We start from the raw sequence: 22,500 nt of genomic DNA, 5'->3' as shown, positions 1-22,500 counted from the left end.
TTGCCTGCGATAGCGGTGGATCAATCGGCCTATAGGATGGCTGACCCACCGCTATCGCGGGCAAGCCCGGCTCCCACAGTTGATCTCCATTGGTGTTGAAATTTGCGCTCCGGACGACCGCAGCGCCATCCACATTTGCGGGACGGCCCGCATCCCAGGACAAGGCCGGACATGCATCGGCCTGCGGGGTTTTGCCATGTTCGAAAAACTGTTGATCGCCAACCGTGGCGCCATCGCCTGCCGCATCCTGCGCACCTTGCGCGAGCTTTCGGTCAAGGGCGTGGCGGTGTATTCCGAAGCCGATGCCGCCAGCCTGCATATCCAGCAGGCCGACGAAGCCTGCAGCCTGGGCGAAGGCGCGGCGGCCGGCACCTATTTGTCGGTGGAGAAAATACTCGCCACGGCCAAAGCCTGTGGCGCCACGGCGATTCATCCGGGCTATGGCTTTCTCTCGGAAAACGCCGCGTTCGCCGAAGCCTGCGAAGCAGCCGGTATCGCCTTCGTCGGCCCGACGCCGGAACAGCTGCGGGTGTTCGGCCTCAAGCACACCGCGCGGGCGTTGGCCAAGCAGCACAACATCCCATTGCTGGAAGGCACCGAGTTGCTCAATAGCCTTGACGCCGCGCTGCTGGCCGGCGAAAGCGTGGGCTATCCGATCATGCTCAAAAGCACAGCGGGCGGCGGCGGTATCGGCATGCGCGTGTGCAACAGCGCCGATGAATTGCGCGACTGTTTCGAGGCAGTCAAACGCCTCGGCCAGAATAATTTCAGCGACGCCGGTGTGTTTATCGAAAAATACATCCAGCACGCCCGCCACCTGGAAGTGCAGGTATTTGGTGATGGGTGTGGCGAGGTGATTGCCCTCGGTGTGCGCGACTGTTCAGTGCAGCGGCGCAACCAAAAAGTGCTCGAGGAAACCCCGGCGCCGAACCTGCCCGACGGGATGGCGGATGAGCTGTGCCACGCCGCAATCACCCTGGCCAAGGCCGTGAATTACCGCAGCGCCGGTACCGTGGAATTTATCTTTGATAGCGCCGACGGCCGCTTCTATTTTCTGGAAGTGAACACCCGGTTGCAGGTGGAACATGGCGTCACCGAGCAAGTGTGGGGCGTGGACCTGGTGCGCTGGATGGTTCAATTGGCCGCCGGAGAAATGCCGCCGCTGCGGGAACTGGACCTGAAGCCAAACGGCCACGCGATTCAGGCGCGCCTGTACGCCGAAGATCCGGGCCGGGATTTTCAGCCAAGCCCGGGGCTTTTGACATATGTGGATTTCCCGGTCGCTGAAGGCCTGCGCGTCGACACCTGGGTGGAGGCCGGTTGCGAGATCCCGCCCTACTTCGACCCGATGATCGCCAAGCTCATCGCTTGGGCACCGACCCGCGAACAGGCGCGGCTGGATCTGCATCAAGCCCTGACCAGGAGCCATCTGTACGGCGTGGAAACCAACCGCGATTACCTGCGGCAGATTCTGATGGCCGCACCGTTCGCCAGCGGCCAGCCGTGGACACGCTGCCTTGAAGGTTTGGTGTACCACGCCGACACGTTCGAAGTGCTGAGCGCCGGGACCCAAACCAGTGTCCAGGACTATCCGGGGCGCCTCGGTTACTGGGCCGTTGGCGTGCCGCCGTCGGGGCCGATGGACAGCCGCGCATTGCGTCTGGGTAACCGCCTGCTGGGCAATGCCGAGGGTACTGCCGCACTGGAAATCACCATGAGCGGGCCAATGCTGCGCTTCAACTGTGCGGCAGTGGTGGCGGTGACCGGGGCGGACATTGCACTACGGTTGAATGATGAAGCGGTGCCGATGAACACCGCCCTGCTGGTGCCGGCAGGTGCGACATTGAGCCTGGGCACCATCGCCGGGGCCGGTGCGCGCAGCTACCTTTGCCTGCGCGGCGGGCTGCAGGTTCCGGATTATCTGGGTAGCAAAAGTACCTTCACGTTAGGGCAGTTTGGTGGGCATGGCGGACGGGCTCTGCGGGCGGGTGACGTGTTGCACTTGCTGCCGTTGGTAGACGTCAGTTGCGGCAACACGTTAGTGCCTGAACCGCTTGCCGAAGTGCGAACATTGCGGGTGATCTACGGCCCTCACGGCGCGCCGGAATACTTCAAGCCTGAGTACATCGAGACGTTCTTTGCCACCCAATGGGAAGTGCATTTCAACTCCAGCCGCACCGGTGTGAGGTTGATCGGGCCGAAGCCATTATGGGCGCGTACCGATGGGGGTGAGGCGGGACTGCATCCGTCCAACATTCACGACAATCCTTATGCCATCGGTGCGGTGGATTTTACCGGAGACATGCCGGTGATCCTCGGCCCCGACGGCCCGAGCCTGGGCGGTTTTGTATGCCCGGTGACGGTGATCGAGGCGGACTTGTGGCAGTTGGGCCAGCTCAAGGCTGGCGACAAGATTCAGTTCACTCCAGTCGACCTAAAGACCGCCCGCACACTCGCCTTGGAATGGGATCAGGTGTGGGAGCCGGGCTTGCCCGCGATGCAGGCAACTCGGTCCGACAGGCAAACCGAGGCGATGCTTTCGCGAGCAAGCCCGCTCCCACATTCGATTGAGTCGCCTGTGGTGTGTGATCGTTCCCACGCTCTGCGTGGGAATGCCGCCTGGGACGCTCCGCGTCCCGCTGTCGACGCAATGACGCAGAGCGTCACAGGATGCATTCCCACGCAGAGCGTGGGAACGATCAGTTCGCCTGTTGTTCTGGACATCGGCCAGGCCGACACGCGCCTGGTCGCCCGCCTCGCCGGCGACACCCACCTGCTCCTGGAAATCGGCGCCCCTGAACTCGACCTGGTGCTGCGCTTTCGCGCCCACGCCCTGATGCAAGCCTTCGAAACCCGAGCCCTGCACGGCGTCATCGACCTGACACCCGGCATCCGTTCCCTGCAAATCCACTACCAGCCCGAACAACTGCCCCTCGCCGACCTCCTGGCGTTGATCACCCGCGAATGGCACGCCGTCTGCGCCAGCCAAAACCTGCAAGTGCCGTCGCGCATCGTCCACCTGCCACTCTCCTGGGACGATCCTGCCTGCCAACTGGCCATCGAAAAATACATGACCACCGTGCGCAAGGATGCCCCGTGGTGCCCGAGCAATCTGGAGTTCATCCGCCGCATCAACGACCTGGCCAACCTCGACGAAGTGCGCCACACCGTATTCGACGCGAGCTACCTGGTGATGGGCCTGGGCGACGTCTACCTCGGCGCGCCCGTGGCCACGCCGCTGGACCCGCGCCACCGCCTGGTCACCACCAAGTACAACCCGGCACGCACCTGGACCGCCGAAAACTCCGTGGGCATCGGTGGCGCCTACCTGTGCGTGTACGGCATGGAAGGCCCCGGCGGTTATCAGTTCGTCGGGCGCACCTTGCAGATGTGGAACCGCTACCGGGAAGTCGCGGCGTTCGATGGCAAACCGTGGTTGCTGCGCTTCTTCGACCAGATCCGCTTTTACCCGGTGAGCGCCGATGAGCTGGTGCAGATACGCCGGGATTTTCCCCTTGGGCGGTTTGAACTGGGCATCGAACACAGCCAGTTGAACCTGACGGACTACCAGGCCTTTCTCGCGCAGGAAGCCGAGAGCATTGGCGCGTTTCGCGGGCAACAACAGCGTGCGTTCAACGCCGAACGCGAACGCTGGATCGCCAGCGGCCAGGCGCATTTCGACAGTGAGGAACTCGCGGCGCCATTGGGCGAAGACACGCCGTTGCAGGCCAACGAATACAGCATCGACAGCCACATCGCGGGCAATCTCTGGCAAGTGCAGGTGAGCGCGGGTGAACGCGTGGCGGCGGGTGATGTACTGGTGATCCTGGAGTCGATGAAAATGGAAATCCCGGTACTCGCGCCGTTCGCCGGCACCGTGCGGGAAATTCCCGTGCAACCAGGCAGCGGCATTGGCGCCGGGCAACGGGTGGTCGTGCTGGAGCGTGATTTGCAATAACGCCTCGGGGCTGTATCGTGCAAGGCACACCGGGTTTCACCGGGACCTTGTCCGATACAGCCTGAACCGACCGATGACCACGCCAACCCTCTGCCCCGCCTGCGGCGCCCGCAACGATTGCGCCTTGGCCGACCCGCGCACTGCCGACCAGGCGTGCTGGTGCTACAGCGTCAGCATCGACCCTGCCGTGCTTGAAGCCTTGCCGCCGGAACTGCGCAACAAAGCCTGCCTGTGCCCACGCTGCGCCCAGGTGGACGAGCAACTGCGCGGGAACGAGCGGTCGTAATGCGTGTAGACCGTTTCCTCAGCAACCTGCCCCGATTCAACCGCAAGCAAGTGCGCCTGTTGCTGGTGGAACGGCGGATTACCGTCGATGGCCAATTCGTCAGCGATCCGCATCACCCGGTGAGCGAGTTCAGCCGTGTGCTACTGGATGACGAAGTGCTGCAAGCCGGCAAACCCGCGCGCTACTTCATGCTGCACAAACCCCAGGGCTGCGTCAGCGCCACGTCCGACCCGCAACACCCCACTGTGCTCGACCTGCTGGATGAACCGGACAAGCACGAGCTGCATATCGCCGGTCGTCTGGATTTCAACACCACCGGCCTGATGCTGATCACCAACGACGGCCAGTGGTCGCGCCGCCTGACCCAGCCGCAAACCAAACTGCCCAAGGTGTACTACGTTGAGACCGAGCAGGACATCGGCCCGGAGTACGCCGCCACCTTTGCCGCCGGCCTGTACTTCGCGTTTGAAGACCTCACCACGCAACCGGCAGAACTGGAGCTATTGAGCCCCAGAACGGCGCGCCTGAGCATCATTGAAGGGCGTTATCACCAGGTGAAGCGCATGTTCGGGCACTTCGACAACAAAGTGACCCGCCTGCACCGTGAGCGCATGGGGCCGCTGGAATTGGACTCAGCCCTTGCGCCAGGCCAGTACCGGGCGCTTACAGACGCTGAAATCCAACAGGTCTGATGACCGTTCAGCCGATGATGGCAAAAACCCACGCCTTCGACTGGCGAACTGGCATCCCTGATGCTTGAATCAACCCAGCCAGCCGCAATCTGACTGGCGAGTCACCCCTACCTACAAGAAACACTTTGCCCGTCCGCACGCTTGATCTGCGGGCACCTCACGGCAAATTGCCCGCCATAACAACACCCGTCGGCCAGCCAGTACCGGATCGACATGGGCCCTCACTTCCAGGCGTATGCCTACCTGTCACAAAGCTCGTGCAGAGTGATCTGCGCGCATTACCCGCTTGCCAGGAGTCTTACGACATGAGGCCAGAAATCGCTGTGCTGGATATACAGGGTCAGTATCGGGTTTACACGGAGTTCTATCGCGCGGACGCAGCTGCCAAGACCATCATCCTGGTCAACGGCTCAATGGCCACCACTGCGTCTTTCGCCCAGACCGTGAAAAGCCTGCACCCGACGTTCAACGTGGTTTTGTACGACCAGCCCTACGCCGGTCGCTCAAAAATCCATAACCGCCACGAGCATATGCTGACGAAAGAAGTCGAGGGCCAGATCCTTCTGGAACTCATCGACCACTTCGCCGCCGAACACGTGCTGTCCTTTTCCTGGGGCGGCGCCGCGACCCTCGTCGCCCTCGCCCACCGCCCGCGTCGTGTGGAAAAGGCCGTGATCAGCTCGTTCTCCCCGGTGATCAACGCCCCGATGCGCGACTACCTGGAGCGCGGCGTCGACTACCTCGGCAACCTCGACCGTGACCGCGTGGGCCACCTGGTCAACAGCACCATCGGCAAACACCTGCCGTCGCTGTTCAAACGCTTCAACTACAAACACGTGAGCAGCCTGGCCGAGCATGAGTATGGGCAGATGCACTTTCACATCAGCCACGTGCTCAACAGCGACCGGCTGTGCTACCTCAAGGCGGCGAAGCAGATTGATATACCGGTGTTGTTCTTGAACGGCGAATGGGACGAGTACACCAGTGCCCAGGATGCGAAGCTGTTTGGGCAGCATATTGCGAAAAGCAGCTTCGGCACGATTCAGGCGACCGGGCATTTTCTGGATATGGAGCACAAGGCCGCGTGCCGGGATAGCCGAGAGGCGTTGATGGGGTTTCTGAGGCCGGAGCAGCAGCCAAGTCGGCTGCGATACCACGCGTCCCAGCCACAGCATGCGTTTGCCGTATGAGCGGTGGAATTGTGGGTGGGCTGGATTTCCATAGGGGGTCCGCCTGCCCACGACCGACCGTTGGCACGTAAAACACAGAATTTTCGAAGAAAAACTTCAAATCCGCGAGCACATCTGGTACAAAGTCAGCCGCTCTGAGCGGGTATAGTTTAGTGGTAGAACGAAAGCTTCCCAAGCTTTAGATGAGGGTTCGATTCCCTCTACCCGCTCCACTCAGATTTTGGTCCTGCGTCAGGATGGTTTTGACGGGGGATGTGTAAAAAAACCGGTCCTTGGTGACCGGTTTTTTTATGCTCGAAATTTGAGAAGGCTGCCAATCACCGAACAAACTTGAAATAGACAAGCTCCGGATCACCCTCATCCAGATTCTCAATAACGCCACTGCGCAAGAATCCAGCCTTGGATATGAGTTGCTGTGAAGCAACGTTTGAGCTGTTCGTGGAGGTGAAGAGCTTATCCGTCTTACATAGGGATTCGGCGGCAACAAGCAGCAGAAGTGCGATGCCTTTGCGCTGGTGTTCAGGAGAGACAACCACCAGTGAAACAAAGCCATTCCCGAAAAAATCATGGGTAAGTACGAGATAGCCGACGACGCTGCCGGACTCTACTGCAACCAGGCATTGACGCCTCTCAACGGCCTCGCGAATAAGCTCGCCGCGGCTGACATTCGATTTCGCGTAAGCGTCGAGTTCAACCATTGCACTCACGTCTTCAAATGTTGCCTCTCGGGCCGACGGGGCTGTGCTTGTCTCGCTGTTCCGGGTCATCGGTACTGACTCCCAACACGTCAAAATCGGCTGCCCTTCCCTTGGTATGTGCGGCCTGGAAGGGAAAGCGTTTTATAGAATCAAGAAACCCGATCCACTCGGTCCTGCACGGTTTCTACCAGTAAAAGCCCCAGCTCAATCATTTGCTGAATTGCCAATGCCAGACAGCGATGCTCATCTGGCAGGTTATCTGCAAATTCGTTGGTCATTGCTCCAGCGCCGGCAATGGTTTCGTAGGCGTTGGCGAGTAATGCATCGGTGCCGATTTCGGGACGTACGCTGAAGATTCTTACGGCTGAGTTATACGAGTCAGTACACATCTGTTGATCCTCGGTTAGGACCACCTTCCAGAGCTACTAAACAAAGGGTGGCGGCTATACGCGGGTTAGTAGACCGGTTGATCAACGAAACCGGCGCGCCCAAGGGCGCCCCGCGTACAGCCACCATCAAGACCAGACACCGAAACATCTGAGAAATGGCACAGCGATACGCCGTTGATCAAATCGGGCTACTAAACCCGACCGCTGATGGGCAGCGGCTGACGAACCTTAAAGAGGTCGCCTAAGGCGCACAACCGGGACGATTCTGATGGTTGTGTGGGCAAAGCCGCAAGATTCATCACTGCTTGCTCGCCCAAATAAGCCGGCAATCTCTGGCAACAAGATTGATCATGAACCGCTTATTCCTCTGGATGGGCAGTGATTTTTCGTGGCACTCAGGCAAGGCCATAGCAGCCTCGCCAAAGCTCGACAACTCCCACATTAGAGCGGTGTCGCTCCCAAATCTGGAATGCACTCCCTGTGGGAGCCGGGCTTGCCCGCGATGCAGGCGGCGCGGTCTGTCAGGTACACCGCAGCGATCCCATCGCAGCCTCGCCAGGGCTCGACAGCTCCCACAACGAACTGAATTCACCATCAGAAAAGACGGCTATCTCTCGAGCACCACACCCCGCTGCACCACCCACGCCAACGGCAATGTCAGCAGCAACATCCCCGCCAACACCATCACCGCCATCGGCACGCCCATCGAGTCCCCCAGCCCGCCAAACAGCACCGGCGCCAACGCGCCACCGCCGATGGTGCCGGTGTAGAACACCGCAAATGCCTGTTCCCGTTTCCCCGCGCCCGCCAGGTCCGGCACGGCGCCGTACAGCACCGACGACGTGCCGTTCAGCGCCAGCCCCAACACCGGCAACATCACCATCAAACCGGTCAACGGCAGGTACACCGCCGCAACGATCAACAGCGCGGTGCTGGTCTCCGTCAGCCACACGGTTTTCATCATGCCGATGCGTGCGCCGAGGTAGCCGCAAAGCAACTTGCCGAAGGCGCCGCCGATAAACAGCATGGTCAGCGCGAGACCGATGCCCGCAGTACCAGCGCCTTTAGCTTGCAGAAGAAAGGGCAAAAACGTGAGAAAGCCCATGCGCACAGCACTGTCGAGTGTGCCCGTGACGATCAGCGCACGCAGACCGCTGACCGAGCCACTTCCGATCAAAGTCTTGGCGGACTTTCCGGAAGTCAATGACGCCGCCTGCGTGGGTATTAGCCACCACAGCAACCCCGCTGCCGCCAATCCCAGCAGGCCCAACAACGTGACGCTGGAGCGCCAGCTGATGACCGTCAGCAACAGCCCCACCAACCCGGGAACCAGGGTTTTGCCAATGTCTCCGGAGAAGTTGTATTGAGACAGCGCTTCCTTGACCCCACCACCGTTCTCGTAGGTATCGGTGATCATCGAAGAAGCCAGCGGATGCTGGGTACTCGCCCCCAGCCCGCCCAACAACAGCGCCAGCAACAACATGCCCAACCCGGTCGCCTGCCCCGCCAACAGATAGGCAACACCGGCAAGCGCCGTGCCGCCCACCAGCATTGGCATACGCCCCCAACGTTTGGCGGCGCGACTGGCCATCAGTTGGAACACCGCCATCATCCCGGAGTAAGCGCCACGCAGCAGGCCGATCTGGGCGTAGGTCATGCCGAACTGCGCTTGCCAGATCGGCAGCAGCACGTAGATCACATCCGTCAGGCCATCGTGAATCGCATGGGCGCTGCAGCCGGCGATCAACGAGCGGCGACGGGCGGAAGTCTCGGGTACGGGCACGGCAACGGCGTCGCTCATGAGGTCTTGCTCAGTTCAGGTTGGAGGGGCTTCCAGCCCGTCAGGGCGATCAGCAGTGACAGCAACTGGAAACCGATGATCAGCGCTACGCATCCCGTCCAGCCCCAGCGCCCCCAGATCAGCGCCGGGACGATGGCGCCAAAGCTGCCGCCGAGGTAATAGCAGGTGAGGTACAGGCCCACGGCGCCGGCCTTGTTGTGGCGGGCGGTGGCGGTGGTGAAGGCGCTGGCGGCGGCCTGGGCGAGGAATACGCCGGTGGAACTGAGGGCCAGGCCCAGTACGATGCACCACAGGGACGGCACTAAGGTCAGGGCCGAGCCGCAGACGCCAAGTGCCGCAGCGGCGGTCAGCAGTTCGGATTGCGGGCGGGATTTGCTCAGGCGCCCGGCAACGGGAATGACTACGAGGGCCAGCAGGAACACCATGTAGATCGTGCCCAGCGCCGCCGGACCAAGGTCGAACGGGGCTTGGCTGAGGTAAAGGCCAGCGTAGGTAAACGTCGCCACTTGGGAGAACAGCACGCAAAACCCTACAGCGTAGGCAGCCAGCAGCGGCGTGCCGAGCACGTCAGCCCAGGTGGTTGACGGTCGCGCAGCTCGGGGTGGATTGCCCGGCAGCAGGAACTGGATAAACCCGCCCACCATCAGGCTCAACACCGCCAACAGCTCAAAGGCTTCACGCCAGCCGACATACTCGGTCATCACCCCGGTGACGAAGCGCCCGGCAAACCCGCCGAGCACGGTGCCGGCCACGTAGAGGCTGGTGACCTCGGTCACGGTGCCGCCGCGCCAACGATCACCGATATAAGCCACGCTGGTGGCAAACACTACCGGAATCAGCATCCCTTCGATAAAGCGCCACACCAGCAGTTCGGCAAAGCTGCTGGCATAGGCAGTCATCAGCGCCGGCACCGCCAGCAACAGCGCGGCCACCGAGATCACGGTGCGTTGCTCAAACCGCCCGGTCAGGCGGCTGACAAACGGCGCGGTCAGCGCCACCGCCAAGGTGGTGACGGTAATGCTCCAACCGGCAGCCTTGGCGCTCACCTCAAAGTTGGCGGCAAGCGTCTGCAAAATGCTCTGGGTGGCGTAGAGGTTGAGAAACGCCGCGCAGCCACACAGGAACAGGGCAAGACGGGCACAATGCAGGCGCGGTTTCATGAAACCTCTCGTTTTATTATCTGCGGCCTTTATAGAATGACCCGCACACCCGAGACCAATACCGATTTCGAACCGATCAATACCCTGGGGCCAGGATGCTCGACCTACGCAAGCTGCGTTACTTTCTGACCGTCGCCGAAGAATTGCACTTCGGCCGCGCCGCCCTGCGCCTGCACCTGGCCCAGCCGCCGTTGACCCGGCAGATTTCCGCGCTGGAGGCTGAGCTGGGGTTTCGCCTGTTCGACCGCACCAGTCGCACGGTTTCGCTCACGCCTCAGGGCCGCTCGTTCCTGCCCTACGCACGGGCGGTGCTGGAGCAGGTCGACCTCGCCGAGGTCATCGCCGACAAACTGGCCGCAGGCGCCGCCGGGCAGTTGGCGCTGGGTTACGTCAGTTCGATTGCCCTGTCGGACTTGTTCAGCCAGGCGATTCAAGCCTTCGCCCAACGCTTTCCCGATGTGCAATTGACGCTGGTGGAATGCGCCTCCGGCAGCCTGGGCGCACAGGTGGCTGATGGGCGCCTGGATATCGGCTTGAGCCGGTTACTGCCCCAGGAAGGTCAGACTGAGGTGCAAGCGTTGTCGTTGGGTGAGGAGCGGCTGGTGGCGGCGGTGTCCAGCGACAGCCCGTTGGCCAACCAGGCCGAGGTCAGCCTGGCGCAGTTGAGTGGGTATCCGTTGATTCTGTTTCCAGCCGATTATGGCTCGGGGCTTAACCAGTCCATTGAACAGCTATATCGGCATAAGGGTTTGCCACTGCGGGCCGGGCCGTCGGGGCGGCAAATTACCTCGATCATTGCACTGGTGGCGGCGGGACAAGGTGTGGCGCTGGTACCGGAATGTACTCAGAGTTTGATGAATAAGGGCGTGACGTATCGGCCGTTGGTGGATCTGGATGCGTATGCGCAGCTGTTGGTTCTCACCCGAGCCGAAGGGCGAAGCTTGATGGTTGAAGCATTCATGAAGGTGATTGATGAACTTTTGTATATCCGATAGGCACTTTCACGATTAAGCAAACTCCGAATGCCACACCGAACCAAGGCCACGATGATGCTCACCCGTCACCTCTGAATCAGGAACCGGCATGCTCCCTCCCGCACAACGCACTCCAAAACCCGTACTGCGCAAAGTACTGGGCTGGGTGCTGATCGCGCCTCTGCTGCTCTCGTTTCTCAGGCTGCCCTTTCCGCTGGGACTTGTGTTGGTGCTGGCGTCCATCACGGCCTCCGTTTATGGCGCCCGTTTTGCCCAACTGCATGCCAGCCGACGTGTAACCGTATTTGCCGTGATCATCACGCTGTTCAACATCGCTTCATTTTTTGTCATTGGTACGGCATCGGTACTCAAGGCGCTGTACTGGTTCTCGTGGCTTTACGGGTATCCGTATTACGCCGATTGGGTTTACTGGAACCTCTAAGTCGTTCGCGAATTCGACCGCAAGAAACGTAGTTCCACCATGGGCCGGCCTATCTACAGTAGAGCCATACCCACTCAAGGAGCCCGACCATGTCCTATGAATACAAATACATGCCCTCCCCCGTCGGCCAACTGACCCTCGTGGCCCGTGGCGGAAAACTCACCGCCATCCTCTGGGAAAAAGAACGCCCCAACCGTGTTCGCCTGGGTGCCCTGCAAGAGGCCAATAACAGCCCGGTGTTGCAGGAAACCGAGCGGCAGTTGAAGGAATATTTCGCCGGTACCCGCAACCGTTTCGAGCTGGAACTGGACTTTGCCGGCACCGACTTCCAGAAGAAAGTCTGGCAGGCGCTGTTGACCATCCCGTTCGGGGAAACCCGCAGCTACAGCCAGATTGCCGCACAGATCGGTAACCCCAAGGCAGTGCGTGCCGTCGGCGCAGCCAACGGGCGCAATCCGATTTCGATTGTCGCACCGTGCCATCGGGTGATTGGTGCCTCGGGCGGGCTGACCGGGTTCGCCGGTGGGCTTGAGGCCAAGCAGTATCTGCTGGAGCTGGAGGAGCACGCCTGAATCCCGGCAAAAACTGTATAACTTTGTTCAATCCCTCAATTGTAAAAAGAAATTTCAGCGCACGCCTGCGGTCAGTATTTTCATCACCCACCCTTTAAGGAAAACGGTTATGAAATTCTCCGCCATCTCTCAATCCCTGTCCCGCTGGGCAGGCAGCGCCCGCACGTTCTACGCGGCGGTGGGGTTGATCCTCCTGTGGAGTTTGAGCGGGCCTTATTTCCACTACAACGACACGTGGCAGCTGATCATCAACACCTCCACCACCATCATCACCTTTCTGATGGTGTTCCTGATCCAGAACACGCAAAACCGCGACAACGATATTTTGCATATCAAGATCGACGAGTTGCTACGCGCCACCAAGGACGCACAAAACGCCGTGTTGAGCCTGGACGGCATGGACCGCAAGGAACTGGAGAAATTACGCAAGGAATACAAGACCATTGGGGATAGCGAAACCATCACCGTCACCACACTGGTGACCGAAACACCGACTGACGGTGACCGCCCCAAGACGGACTTTAACCAGGCATAAAAAAACGGCGGCTGGAGTGATCCAGCCGCCGTTTTTTATGAAGTACTCAACGCAATCAACCGTCGCCTTGGTGACCTTTACCGTAAGTCGACGCCAACGCCCGGGCTTTCTCCAGGCGTTCTTCCAACTTGGGCAGGGTCTCATCCACCAGGGCCTTTATTTCAGGAATGTCAGACTCGGCACCTTCCTGCTTGAACAGCGCGATCGCGTCTTCATTGGCCTTGACCTGCTCGGCGGTGTAGGCGGCGTCAAACGAATCGCCGTCCTTGAGCTCGGGCATCAGCGATTCGGCCTTGTCGACGATCTTGTCCCGTGGGGCCACCGGCAAGTCGAGCTTCTTGGCAATGGCCGCCAGGTGCTGATTGGCCAGGGTGCGTTCATTGATGACTTCGATGGTGTAGTCCTTGATTTCCTGGGACGACGTCTTGGCGTGTGCCATGCGGCTGGTCTCGATATCGGCCATGCCCTTGGCCGAAGCCTGCTCGATGAAATCGGCAGGCGACTGGGCGAAAGCACTGCTGGCGCCGAGGCCCAGCAGCATCGCGAAACTGGCGGTGCGTAACCGGATAGCCATGCGGCTCATGATGGGTTCCTCCAGGTAATAAACAGGTGCAGGGAAATGAGCCCCGCTCTGAATCTGAATTTTCAGGGCGGTAAAGGTTTAGAAAAAACTTGCCAGTGCGACGAACGGTCGTCAAATCCTGCTGCCAAACAGGCCCGACAATACTCCCTGCACCTGCCCATTCAGCCACTTCAACGCCGGGTCTCCACCCGGCGTGGCTCACTGCCGGCTGATCAGCGCTTGTCGAGGGTGCGCAGCTTCTGCGGCAAGCCCCACAGCAACAGCGCCGCCGCCAACAACGCACACACGCCGATGACATACAGCGCCGGCGTAGTGCTGCCGGTCAGGTCCTTGATCCGGCCGACCATCACCGGGCTGACGATGCCGCCGAACTGGCCCAGGGTGTTGATCACCGCAATCCCGCCTGCCGCGCCCGCGCCAGCACCGGCCAACAGCTTAGGCGGCAAGGTCCAGAAGGTCGGGATCGAGGCGATGATGCCCGCGCCCAGCAAGCTCAGGGCGACGATCAGGAACGTGGTGTGATCCGCAAAGATCCCCGCACAAAAGAACCCCACCGCCCCCAGCGCCACCAGGCCGCTGACGAACTTGCGGCGTTCGCCGGTAGCGTCCGACAAGCGTCCGATCACCACCATGCTGATAGCGCCGCAGACGTAGGGAATCGCCGTCAGCAGGCCGATCATCACCGGGCTCTGGGTGCCGGCGCTGCGGATCAATTGCGGCGCCCAGAAGTTCAGGCCGTAGGACGCCACCTGGATCAGGAAGTAGATAAAGCCCAGCATCAGGAAGCCGGGAATCCTGAGTGCTGCCAGCAATGAGCCGCCACTCTTGTGGGGTTCATGCACGGCAATGCGGCTGGCCAGCAACGTCTTCTCCGCCGAGGTCAACCAGTGGGCATCCTCGATGCGGTCCTTGAGCAACTTGAGCACCAGGAAACCCAGGCCAACGCAAGGCAAACCACCGAGCAAGAACAACCAATGCCAGCCGCGCATTTGCAGCACGCCATCGAGGTGTTCCAGCACCAGCCCGGAGAACGGCGCGCCCACCAGCCCGGCAAACGCCGACGCCAGGAACAGCATCGACGTGATGCGCCCACGGTAGTGCTGCGGGAACCACAAGGTCAGGTAATACAACACGCCCGGCGCGAACCCTGCCTCCATCGCACCGATGATGAAACGTAGGCCGTAGAACTGCCATTCGGCCGTGACGAACACCATGGCGGCCGTCGCCAGCCCCCACGACATCATGATGCGCGCGATCCAGCGGCGAGCGCCGACCTTGTACAGCATCATGTTGCTCGGCACTTCGAAGATCACATAGCCGACCACAAACAGCCCGGCGCCGAGGCCGTAGGCGGTGTCGCTCAAACTCAGGTCGGTCTGCAGCTGGAACTTGGCGAAGCTGATGTTGATGCGGTCAAAAAACGCAAACAGGTAGCAGACCATGATCAGCGGCATCAGGCGCCAGGCGACCTTGCTGACCAGGGCTTTTTCCGCATCGTGTTCAGCGGCCGGGCGCACGCCGGCCTCCAACGTATTAAGGCTCATTGTTTCTCTCCAGCGGACTGCTCGCAGGCGTCCGATTGTTTTTGTTGTCTGGTGGCGGCTTACAAGGTGGCGATGTAGGCCGGTGGCGGATGCAGGTCGCAATTGCGCCCGGCCTTGGCCACCTGGCCCGGGAGTTCATGGCCGAGCAGGGCCGGCAGTTGTCGCGACATTTTCAGCAAGTGCGGCAGATCGATGCCGGTGTGAATCCCGACTTCGTCGCACAGGTTGACCAGGTCTTCGGTGCAGATATTGCCCGACGCGCCCGGTGCAAACGGGCAGCCGCCGAGACCGCCCAACGCCGCATCAAACCTTCGCGCTCCGGCCTCGTAGGCGGCCAGCACGTTGCACAAACCCAGGCCGCGGGTGTTGTGGAAATGCAGGGTCAGGTCGCTCGCCGGAATACGCTCCAGCACACGCGTGACCAGGCGTTCGACCTGACGCGGGTTGGCCATGCCGGTGGTGTCCGCCAGGCTGATGCCCTGGATGCCCAACTCGCGGTAGGCGTCGACCCATTGCAGCACACGGTCTTCATCAATCTTGCCCTCGAACGGGCAGCCGAAAGTGGTGGCGATGCTGCCGTTGAGGCGCACCGGATAGTCGGCAGCAAAACTCACGATGTCGCCGAACGCCGCCAACGAGGCTTCGCAACGCATGCGCATATTCGCCAGGTTGTGGGTCTGGCTGGCAGACATCACCAGGTTCAACTCATCAGCCCGGGACTCGACGGCGCGCTGGGCGCCCTTGAGATTGGGGATCAAGGCCACGTAGATAATCCCGGGGCGACGGGTGATGCCCTGGAACACTTGCTCGCCATCGCGCAACGCGGGAATGGCCTTGGGTGAAACAAACGAACCGGCTTCGATCCGGGAAAAACCCGCCAGGGACAGTTGGTCGATCAACGCGATCTTATCGACGGTCTCGACCCAGGTCGGCTCGATTTGCAGCCCATCCCGGGGCGAGACTTCCTGCACGATCAGGGCATCGGAATAGCTTTTCATTGCACCACTCCCGAGGTTTTCAGACGTTGAATATCGGCCCCGCTCAAGCCCAGGTCGCCGAGGATTGCATCGGTGTGCTGGCCAAGGCTTGGGCCCTGCCAGTTCACCGCGCCGGGGGTTTCCGACAGCTTGGGCACAATGCCGGGCATCTTCACCGTGAGGCCGCCGGGCAGGTCGGCGCTAAGCAACATATCGCGGGCCTGGTAGTGTGGGTCGGCGACGATATCGGCCACTGAATAGATGCGCCCTGCCGGTACTTCGGCGGCTTCCAGGGCGCTGAGCACCTGGTCGATGGGCAGGCTGCTGGTCCAGTGGGTGATGGCGGCGTCGAGCAGGCCGCTCTTGGCGGCGCGGCCATCGTTGTGGGCAAACTCCGGCGCTTCGGCCAGGTCGGCGCGGCCGATGGCGAGCATCAGGCGCTTGTAGATCGGGTCGCTGTTGCCGGCGATCACCACGTAGGCGCCGTCGGCGGTCAGGTAAGTGTTGGAGGGTGCGATGCCGGGCAAGGCGCCGCCGCTGCGTTCGCGCACATGGCCGAGCATGTCGTATTCCGGTACCAGGCTTTCCATCAGGTTGAACACACTTTCGGCCAGGGACACGTCGACAATCTGGCCGTCGCCCTGGCCGGTTTTGACCCGCAGCAGCGACATCAGCGCGCCGATCACGCCGTGCAGTGACGCCAGGGAATCACCGAGGCTCACGCCCACCCGCGCCGGTGGAGAATCCGGGTTGCCGGTGGTGTAGCGAATCCCGCCCATCGCCTCGCCGATGGCCCCGAAGCCCGGGCGGTCGCGGTAAGGGCCGGTCTGGCCGTAGCCAGAGATACGTACCAAGGTCAGCTTGGGATTGAGGGCATGCAGCACGTCCCAGCCCAGGCCGAGTTTTTCCAGGCCGCCGGGGCGCAGGTTTTCGATCAGCACGTCGGCGTCGCCCAGCAATTGTTTGACCAGGTCCAGGCCTTCTGCCGACTTAAGGTCCAGGGCCAGGGACTTCTTGTTGCGCGATTGCAGGTACCACCACAGCGACGTGCCTTCATGCAGCTTTCGCCATTTGCGAAGCGGATCGCCCTGCCCCATGGCTTCGATCTTGATCACCTCGGCGCCAAACTCGGCCATCAGCCGGGCGGCGAAGGGCGCGGCAATCAGGGTGCCGATCTCGATCACCTTGATACCGCTCAGGGGAGCCGTCATGGGGTGTACCTCTTGTTCTTGGAATGTGGTCCAAGGCTAGAGGACGCAGGCAGTAGAAATCCAACCGTCAGTTGGCAACGAGCGTTCGCGAAATGCGAAGGGTCGGGGATTTTGGGCGCTCTTTAAATCGCTATCGCGGGCAAGCCCGGCTCCCACAGGGGATCGATTTTTCCCCAAACAACTCGGTCAACTGTGGGAGCCGGGCTTGCCCGCGATGAGGCCTGCAGTGTTTCGCTCAGCCCTGCTCCCGACGCAAATAATCGAACAACAGCCGGCTCACCGGCGACAGCTGCGCCTCGTCACGCACCACCAGGATCAGGCTGCGATCCGACCAGGCATCCGTCAGCGGTACCGCGTGCAGCCCAAGTGCCCGGCCAAACAACTCGTAGGCCTTTTGCGGCAGGATGCCGATGCCCATGTTGGCCTGGACCATTCGGCACATGGCATCAAAGCCCGGCACATGGATCCGCAGGCGCAACACCTTGCCCGCCTCCCGCGCCGCCGCATGGGTGCGCATATTGATCGAACTGGCGGAATGCAGCCCCACGTAGTCGCTGTCCAGCGTCTCGACGAACGCCAGGGTCTTGCGCGACGCCAACGGGTGATCTGCCGGCATCAGCACCACCAGTTTGTCCCGGCGATAGGTCACGCCGGGCAGGCCTTTGGTATCGGTGTCGCTGGAGCAGATGCCCAGGTCCGCAACGCCGTCAATCACACCCTGGACCACACCATTACTGGGCCGCTCTTCCAGATCGGCCTTCACCTGTGGGTGCAGCGCGGAAAAGTCGCGCAAGTCTTCCGGAAGGAACTGAATGATCGCCGAGAGGTTCGCCAGCATCCGCACATAACCGCGCACGCCGTGGCTGTGTTCGCCCAGCTCCAGGCCCATCTTCTCGACGTTGAACAGCATCTGCCGCGCATGGTGCAGCAAGGTCTCGCCGGCGGCCGTGAGCTGCATGCCCTTGGCCTGGCGCACAAACAGGCTCACGCCCAGCACCTGTTCCAGCTCCATCAAACGCTTGCTGGCGGCCGAGACCGCAATGGCTTCGCGGGCGGCGGCGCGGGTCAGCGTGCCTTCTTCATGCACCGCCACAAACAATTGCAGGGTGATCAGGTCAAGGCGACGGACCAGGCTTTTGTGCAGCATCTAGGCGCGCTCGGTGGCCAAGCGATTGATATCGGCCTGCTCCACCACCGGCAGAGGTGCGCCGTGCCGGACGGCCGAGAGCATCGCGCGGCCAACGGTTTCAGTGCTCACTACCCAGGCCGGCCGCACATGGCGCAGCAGCGACAACAACGGGCCGACCACGGTGTAGATGGACTGGTAGAGCGGGGTTTTCGAGCGCACGCCGTGCAACGGCTGAATCACCCCGGGACGGAACAGGTACACCGCTTTGAACGGCAGGCGCAGCAACGCGTTCTCGGTCTTGCCCTTGATCCTCGCCCACATGGTTTTGCCGGTTTCGCTGCTGTCAGTCCCGGCGCCGGAAACGTAGATAAAGGTCATCTGTGGGTTGAGCCGCGCCAGGGTGCTGGCGGCCACCAGGGTCAGGTCGTAGGTCAGGTGGGTGTACTTGACTTCGTCCATGCCCACCGAGGAAACGCCCAGGCAAAAGAAGCAGGCATCGAAGCCTTGCAGCAGATGCTCCAGGGGCTGGAAATCGAACATATCGGCATGCAGCACCTGGTGCAGCTTGCCGTGTTCCTGGGCCAGTGCGGTACGGCCGACGGCGACCACTTCCTGCACGTCACTGGCCAGCAGGCACTCGCGCAACACGCCCTGGCCGACCATGCCGGTGGCGCCGAATAATAGAACTCTCATAAGGTTGGTTCCTAAGCGACAAGCGGTTAGCTTCAAGCTGCCAGGTAGAGACAAACACATTAGCAGCTTGTAGCTTGCGGCTTGCAGCTTACTGCCCAACAGGATCTTTTGCCCCTTGAAAAGCACCACGACCCTCGCCATCGCCTGCAGCGCGGCCTTTCTGTCCCAGGTTGGCATCAGCAGTTACCTACCCGCCGTACCGGCAATTGCCCACGCATTGCCAGCCGCCGAGGATCAGGTGGCCCTGGCCCTGGCGGTGTATTTGATCGGTATGGCGTTGCCGATGCTGCTCTGGGGCAGCCTCGGTGAGCGCCTGGGCAGAAAGCCGGTGCTCCTGGCCGCGTTGACGCTGTACGCGCTGGCCAGTGCGGCGATTCCGTCCGCCTACAGCCTCGAATCGTTCCTCGGCCTGCGGCTGGTTCAAGGCCTCGGCGCGGGCGGTGTGTCGGTGATGGCGCGGGTGTTGGTTCGCGACAGTTTCAGCGGTGCCCTGTTGGCTAAAGGCTTGTCGTGGCTGGGGATGACATTCGTGATCGCCCTGGGCATCGGGCAGTTTGTGGGCTCGCTGTTGCAAGTGGCATTTGGCTGGGAGGCGATCTTTTACGGGCTGTCGATGGCGGCTGTCGGTTTGATGATTACGCTGCAACGGGTGGTGTTTCCGACTTTGGAAAAAGCCGCCGGGCACGTCTCGGCCTGGCACATCTACGCCACGATCCTGCGCCATCCGGCGTTCCTGCGGCCTGCGCTGGCGGGCGGTTTGGGTTATGGGGTGATCATCGCCTTCAACACCTGCGCACCGTTGATCTTGCAGGGCCATTTCCAGTGGAGCGCCGCGCAATATGGCTGGCTCGGCTGGCCGATCAGCGGGGCGTATCTGGCGGGCGCATTGATGGTCAATCGCCTGGTCGCCCGTACCGGGCGCCTATCGATGATGAGTTGGGGCGTAGCGTTGGTGATGTGCGGCAGCGCGACGATGTTGCTGGGCAGCCTGTTTGCCAACGGGCTGGCGATCCTGTTGTGGCTGCCGTATTGCCTGGCGGTGTTCGGGCAGTCGATGAGTTATCCCATCAGCCTGTCGCTGGCCAATGATGAGTCGCCGGTGAGCGGCTCCTACGCCATGGCCTTGAGCGGTTTCATGCATCAGTTGATGGCGGCGGCGATCGGCGGGGTGGCCAGCCTGTTGGCGAGTCAGCAGGCCTGGCCGTTGGCGGTGTTATGCGTGGCGCTGGCGGGCGGCGCACTGCTGTGCGTCGCCATGGCCAGGGCTGATCAGAACGCGCTGCGAAAGATCTCTTCAATCTGACGCTGATCCGCGCGCCGTGGGTTGGTCAGGCCGCAGGCGTCCTTCAGGGCGTTGGACGCCAGCAGCGGGATGTCCTGCAACTTGGCGCCCAGCTCCCGCAGCCCGGCAGGAATTTCCACATCCTGGGACAGGCTGCGAATCGCCGCGATGGCCGCCTGAGCGCCCTCTTCAACCGACGTCCCTTTGATGTCTGCGCCAAGGGCCCGTGCCACATGGCTCAGGCGTTCGGCGCTGACGCTGGCGTTGAAACTTTGCACATGGGGCAACAGCACCGCATTGCACACGCCGTGGGGCAGGTCATAGAGCCCGCCCAACTGGTGCGCCATGGCGTGTACGAACCCCAGGGACGCATTGTTGAAGGCCATGCCGGCAAGGAACTGCGCATACGCCATGTTCTCCCGGGCCGCCATGTCTTGGCCGTCGCGCACCGCAATCCGCAGGTTGGCGCTGATCAGTTCGATGGCCTTGATCGCACAGGCATCGGTGATCGGGTTGGCGGCGGTGGACACGTAGGCTTCGATCGCGTGGGTGAGTGCGTCCATGCCGGTGGCGGCAGTCAGGCCCTTGGGCATGCCGACCATCAGCGCCGGGTCGTTGACCGACAGCAGCGGCGTGACGTTGCGGTCGACGATGGCCATTTTCACGTGACGGGTTTCGTCGGTGATGATGCAGAAGCGGGTCATTTCGCTGGCAGTGCCAGCGGTAGTGTTGATGGCCACCAGCGGCAGTTGCGGTTTGGCCGACTGGTCGACACCTTCGTAATCGCCGATGTGCCCGCCGTTGGTCGCACACAGGGCAATGCCCTTGGCGCAGTCATGGGGTGAGCCGCCGCCGAGGGACACCACGAAATCGCAAGCGCTCTGTTTCAACAACGCCAGGCCTTTTTCGACGTTCTCGACGTTCGGGTTGGGCTTGGCGCCGTCGTAGATCACCGAGTCGATGTCCTGCATCGCGAGTTTCTCGGCGATCATGCTGGCGACACCTGCCTTGGCCATCCCGGCGTCAGTGACGATCAGCGCCTTGCGAAAACCGTAGTTGCGAATCGCAGTCATGGCTTCGTCGAGGCAGTCGATGCCCATGATGTTGACGGATGGAATGAAGAAGGTGCTGCTCATGGTGGCAAATCCTCGAAAGTCGTTATGCCTACAGCATCGACCTCGATTGCCTGCGGCATCTTGACCAGGATCAACGCCCGCTCGTGATAAAGTCACCGCCCAGCCGATTTTGAGTAGACCCGCCGCAATGAAGGATTCCCAGGATTTTGACGCCCACCTTGAAGACTGGAACGCCTTGCGCAGCAGTACCGCCTTCAGCGGGATCCTGATCGGCAACGGCGCCAGCCGCGCAGTGTGGGAAGACTTTGCCTACGACTCACTGTTCGAAAACGCCCGCACCGTGGAAGAAAAACCCCTGAGCCAGTCCGAGCTCAGCGTGTTTGACGCGATGCAGACCCGCAGTTTCGAACAGGTGCTGGGCGCGCTGAAAACCACCAGCCGGGTCAACAAGGCCTTGGCGGTCAGCTCGGCGGCGCCGCGTAATCGCTACTACGCGATCAAGGAAGCGCTGATCAATACGATCCACAGCGTGCACATTCCGTGGCGCCTGGTGAAGCCTTCGACGCTGGCGACGATTCATCAGGAGTTGGCGAGTTATCCGACGGTATTCACCAGCAATTACGACTTGCTCAACTACTGGGCGATCCTGCAGGCGCCGGGCATCGATGATCTGTTTCGCAGTGCGGATGCGAGCTTTGACCTGCGCAATACCGTCACCGACGGCACGCGCATTTTGTATTTGCATGGTGGTTTGCACCTGGTGCGTAACCTTGACGGTACGGCGCGTAAATTGCCGACCACTGACAGTACGTTGCTTAGCAGTTTTGCGATCAACAACACGATCAAGACGTTGGATGATGTGCCGTTGTTTGTCAGCGAGGGGAAGGTTGAGGAGAAGCTGAAGACCATTCGCAGTTCTGACTATTTGTCGTTCTGTTATGAGCAGTTGTTGAGTCATGAGGGCGCGCTTTGCATTTTCGGGCATCACCTCGGGGCGCAGGATGTGCATCTGGTGCAGGCGATTCGGCAGGCGAAGGTCACGATGTTGGCGATTTCGGTGTTTGGGCGCAGTGCGGGGTTTATTCAGCAGCAGAAGCGACGTTTTGCGGCGTTGTTTGAGGGGGTGGATGTGGAGTTGCGGTTTTTTGATGCGCGTAGTCATGCGCTTGGGAATTCGGGGCTTTCGGTGCCCGTGGAGCGGTGATGGGGGTGGGGTGGGGTGTACATATCCGTTGCTGCGGTAACGGCGGCTTATGGTTCCGCTCTTACAGCGGGTCACTTTTGGCAAACGCCCCAAAAGTAACCAAA

At 61.2% G+C, this 22,500-nt stretch carries 21 protein-coding genes and 1 tRNA gene; 11 read left to right on the top strand and 11 right to left on the bottom strand.

Annotation, left to right across the window (positions count from 1 at the left end):
• Nucleotides 1–196 precede the first annotated feature (196 nt).
• The 5 genes from K0H47_RS06675 (at nucleotide 197) to K0H47_RS06655 (ending at nucleotide 6,338) form a co-directional block, all read left to right on the top strand.
• A complete protein-coding gene (locus K0H47_RS06675; RefSeq protein ID WP_219272235.1) occupies nucleotides 197–3,958 on the top strand; it encodes a 5-oxoprolinase/urea amidolyase family protein in 3,762 nt (1,253 codons plus the stop codon).
• Between the two features lie 73 nt (nucleotides 3,959–4,031).
• Nucleotides 4,032–4,244: a cysteine-rich CWC family protein gene (locus tag K0H47_RS06670; RefSeq protein ID WP_063032670.1), complete on the top strand. Its 213-nt coding sequence runs from the start codon at nucleotides 4,032–4,034 to the stop codon at nucleotides 4,242–4,244.
• Nucleotides 4,244–4,936, top strand: a complete 693-nt coding sequence (locus tag K0H47_RS06665) for a pseudouridine synthase (RefSeq protein WP_063032672.1) — start codon at nucleotides 4,244–4,246, stop codon at nucleotides 4,934–4,936. Before K0H47_RS06670 ends, K0H47_RS06665 begins: the two co-directional genes overlap by 1 nt.
• Nucleotides 4,937–5,241: 305 nt before the next feature.
• Nucleotides 5,242–6,126, top strand: a complete 885-nt coding sequence (locus K0H47_RS06660; RefSeq protein ID WP_063032674.1) for an alpha/beta fold hydrolase — start codon at nucleotides 5,242–5,244, stop codon at nucleotides 6,124–6,126.
• A gap of 138 nt (nucleotides 6,127–6,264) precedes the next feature.
• Nucleotides 6,265–6,338 (top strand) — tRNA-Gly (locus K0H47_RS06655).
• A 105-nt stretch (nucleotides 6,339–6,443) separates the two neighbouring features.
• Here the strand turns inward: K0H47_RS06655 and K0H47_RS06650 are convergent.
• The 4 genes from K0H47_RS06650 to K0H47_RS06635 all read right to left on the bottom strand — a co-directional run bounded on the left by K0H47_RS06650 (nucleotide 6,444) and on the right by K0H47_RS06635 (nucleotide 10,174).
• On the bottom strand, nucleotides 6,444–6,893 hold the full coding sequence (locus K0H47_RS06650) for a GNAT family N-acetyltransferase (RefSeq protein WP_177070743.1): 450 nt from the start codon (nucleotides 6,891–6,893) through the stop codon (nucleotides 6,444–6,446).
• Nucleotides 6,894–6,973: 80 nt separating this feature from the next.
• Nucleotides 6,974–7,213, bottom strand: coding sequence for a DUF6124 family protein (locus K0H47_RS06645; protein ID WP_177027170.1), 240 nt, complete (start codon nucleotides 7,211–7,213; stop codon nucleotides 6,974–6,976).
• Between the two features lie 607 nt (nucleotides 7,214–7,820).
• Nucleotides 7,821–9,014: an MFS transporter gene (locus tag K0H47_RS06640; protein ID WP_219272234.1), complete on the bottom strand. Its 1,194-nt coding sequence runs from the start codon at nucleotides 9,012–9,014 to the stop codon at nucleotides 7,821–7,823.
• The gene (locus tag K0H47_RS06635; RefSeq protein WP_093200812.1) at nucleotides 9,011–10,174 is read right to left on the bottom strand and encodes an MFS transporter; all 1,164 of its coding nucleotides are present in this window, start codon (nucleotides 10,172–10,174) and stop codon (nucleotides 9,011–9,013) included. The genes K0H47_RS06640 and K0H47_RS06635 overlap by 4 nt, the downstream gene beginning before the upstream one ends.
• A 95-nt stretch (nucleotides 10,175–10,269) precedes the next feature.
• On the opposite strand from K0H47_RS06635, the gene K0H47_RS06630 reads away from it, so the two are divergent.
• From K0H47_RS06630 to K0H47_RS06615, 4 genes are all read left to right on the top strand, one after another.
• Nucleotides 10,270–11,169, top strand: coding sequence for a LysR family transcriptional regulator (locus K0H47_RS06630; RefSeq protein WP_063032685.1), 900 nt, complete (start codon nucleotides 10,270–10,272; stop codon nucleotides 11,167–11,169).
• An 88-nt stretch (nucleotides 11,170–11,257) separates the two neighbouring features.
• The gene (locus tag K0H47_RS06625) at nucleotides 11,258–11,590 is read left to right on the top strand and encodes a hypothetical protein (RefSeq protein ID WP_063032687.1); all 333 of its coding nucleotides are present in this window, start codon (nucleotides 11,258–11,260) and stop codon (nucleotides 11,588–11,590) included.
• Nucleotides 11,591–11,679: 89 nt separating this feature from the next.
• Nucleotides 11,680–12,162, top strand: a complete 483-nt coding sequence (locus tag K0H47_RS06620; RefSeq protein WP_093200822.1) for a methylated-DNA--[protein]-cysteine S-methyltransferase — start codon at nucleotides 11,680–11,682, stop codon at nucleotides 12,160–12,162.
• Nucleotides 12,163–12,271: 109 nt separating this feature from the next.
• Complete coding sequence (locus K0H47_RS06615; RefSeq protein WP_201141219.1) at nucleotides 12,272–12,697, top strand: low affinity iron permease family protein; 426 nt, start codon at nucleotides 12,272–12,274, stop codon at nucleotides 12,695–12,697.
• 55 nt (nucleotides 12,698–12,752) lie between these two features.
• On the opposite strand, the gene K0H47_RS06610 is transcribed toward K0H47_RS06615, so the two are convergent.
• The 6 genes from K0H47_RS06610 to K0H47_RS06585 all read right to left on the bottom strand — a co-directional run bounded on the left by K0H47_RS06610 (nucleotide 12,753) and on the right by K0H47_RS06585 (nucleotide 18,834).
• Nucleotides 12,753–13,280: a DUF4142 domain-containing protein gene (locus K0H47_RS06610; RefSeq protein ID WP_177027174.1), complete on the bottom strand. Its 528-nt coding sequence runs from the start codon at nucleotides 13,278–13,280 to the stop codon at nucleotides 12,753–12,755.
• Nucleotides 13,281–13,492: 212 nt separating this feature from the next.
• Nucleotides 13,493–14,824: an MFS transporter gene (locus K0H47_RS06605; RefSeq protein WP_219272232.1), complete on the bottom strand. Its 1,332-nt coding sequence runs from the start codon at nucleotides 14,822–14,824 to the stop codon at nucleotides 13,493–13,495.
• 59 nt (nucleotides 14,825–14,883) lie between these two features.
• Complete coding sequence (locus K0H47_RS06600; RefSeq protein ID WP_177070748.1) at nucleotides 14,884–15,822, bottom strand: hydroxymethylglutaryl-CoA lyase; 939 nt, start codon at nucleotides 15,820–15,822, stop codon at nucleotides 14,884–14,886.
• A complete protein-coding gene (locus tag K0H47_RS06595) occupies nucleotides 15,819–17,012 on the bottom strand; it encodes a CaiB/BaiF CoA-transferase family protein (protein ID WP_201141194.1) in 1,194 nt (397 codons plus the stop codon). Before K0H47_RS06595 ends, K0H47_RS06600 begins: the two co-directional genes overlap by 4 nt.
• A gap of 235 nt (nucleotides 17,013–17,247) precedes the next feature.
• On the bottom strand, nucleotides 17,248–18,159 hold the full coding sequence (locus K0H47_RS06590; protein WP_219272231.1) for a LysR substrate-binding domain-containing protein: 912 nt from the start codon (nucleotides 18,157–18,159) through the stop codon (nucleotides 17,248–17,250).
• Nucleotides 18,160–18,834: an NAD(P)H-binding protein gene (locus tag K0H47_RS06585; protein WP_177070750.1), complete on the bottom strand. Its 675-nt coding sequence runs from the start codon at nucleotides 18,832–18,834 to the stop codon at nucleotides 18,160–18,162.
• Between the two features lie 115 nt (nucleotides 18,835–18,949).
• On the opposite strand from K0H47_RS06585, the gene K0H47_RS06580 reads away from it, so the two are divergent.
• Complete coding sequence (locus K0H47_RS06580) at nucleotides 18,950–20,137, top strand: MFS transporter (RefSeq protein WP_177027177.1); 1,188 nt, start codon at nucleotides 18,950–18,952, stop codon at nucleotides 20,135–20,137.
• On the opposite strand, the gene yiaY is transcribed toward K0H47_RS06580, so the two are convergent.
• On the bottom strand, nucleotides 20,104–21,252 hold the full coding sequence (yiaY, locus tag K0H47_RS06575; RefSeq protein WP_093200850.1) for an L-threonine dehydrogenase: 1,149 nt from the start codon (nucleotides 21,250–21,252) through the stop codon (nucleotides 20,104–20,106). The genes K0H47_RS06580 and yiaY overlap by 34 nt on opposite strands.
• Nucleotides 21,253–21,379: 127 nt before the next feature.
• On the opposite strand from yiaY, the gene K0H47_RS06570 reads away from it, so the two are divergent.
• Nucleotides 21,380–22,396 (top strand): DUF4917 family protein, encoded by a 1,017-nt coding sequence (locus K0H47_RS06570; protein ID WP_219272229.1) that lies wholly within the window; start codon nucleotides 21,380–21,382, stop codon nucleotides 22,394–22,396.
• The last annotated feature ends 104 nt before the right edge of the window (nucleotides 22,397–22,500 follow it).

This window comes from Pseudomonas sp. Xaverov 83 (assembly GCF_019352905.1).
Taxonomy (GTDB): Bacteria; Pseudomonadota; Gammaproteobacteria; order Pseudomonadales; family Pseudomonadaceae; genus Aquipseudomonas; species Aquipseudomonas yamanorum.
This window is presented reverse-complemented; position numbering and strand designations above follow the sequence as displayed.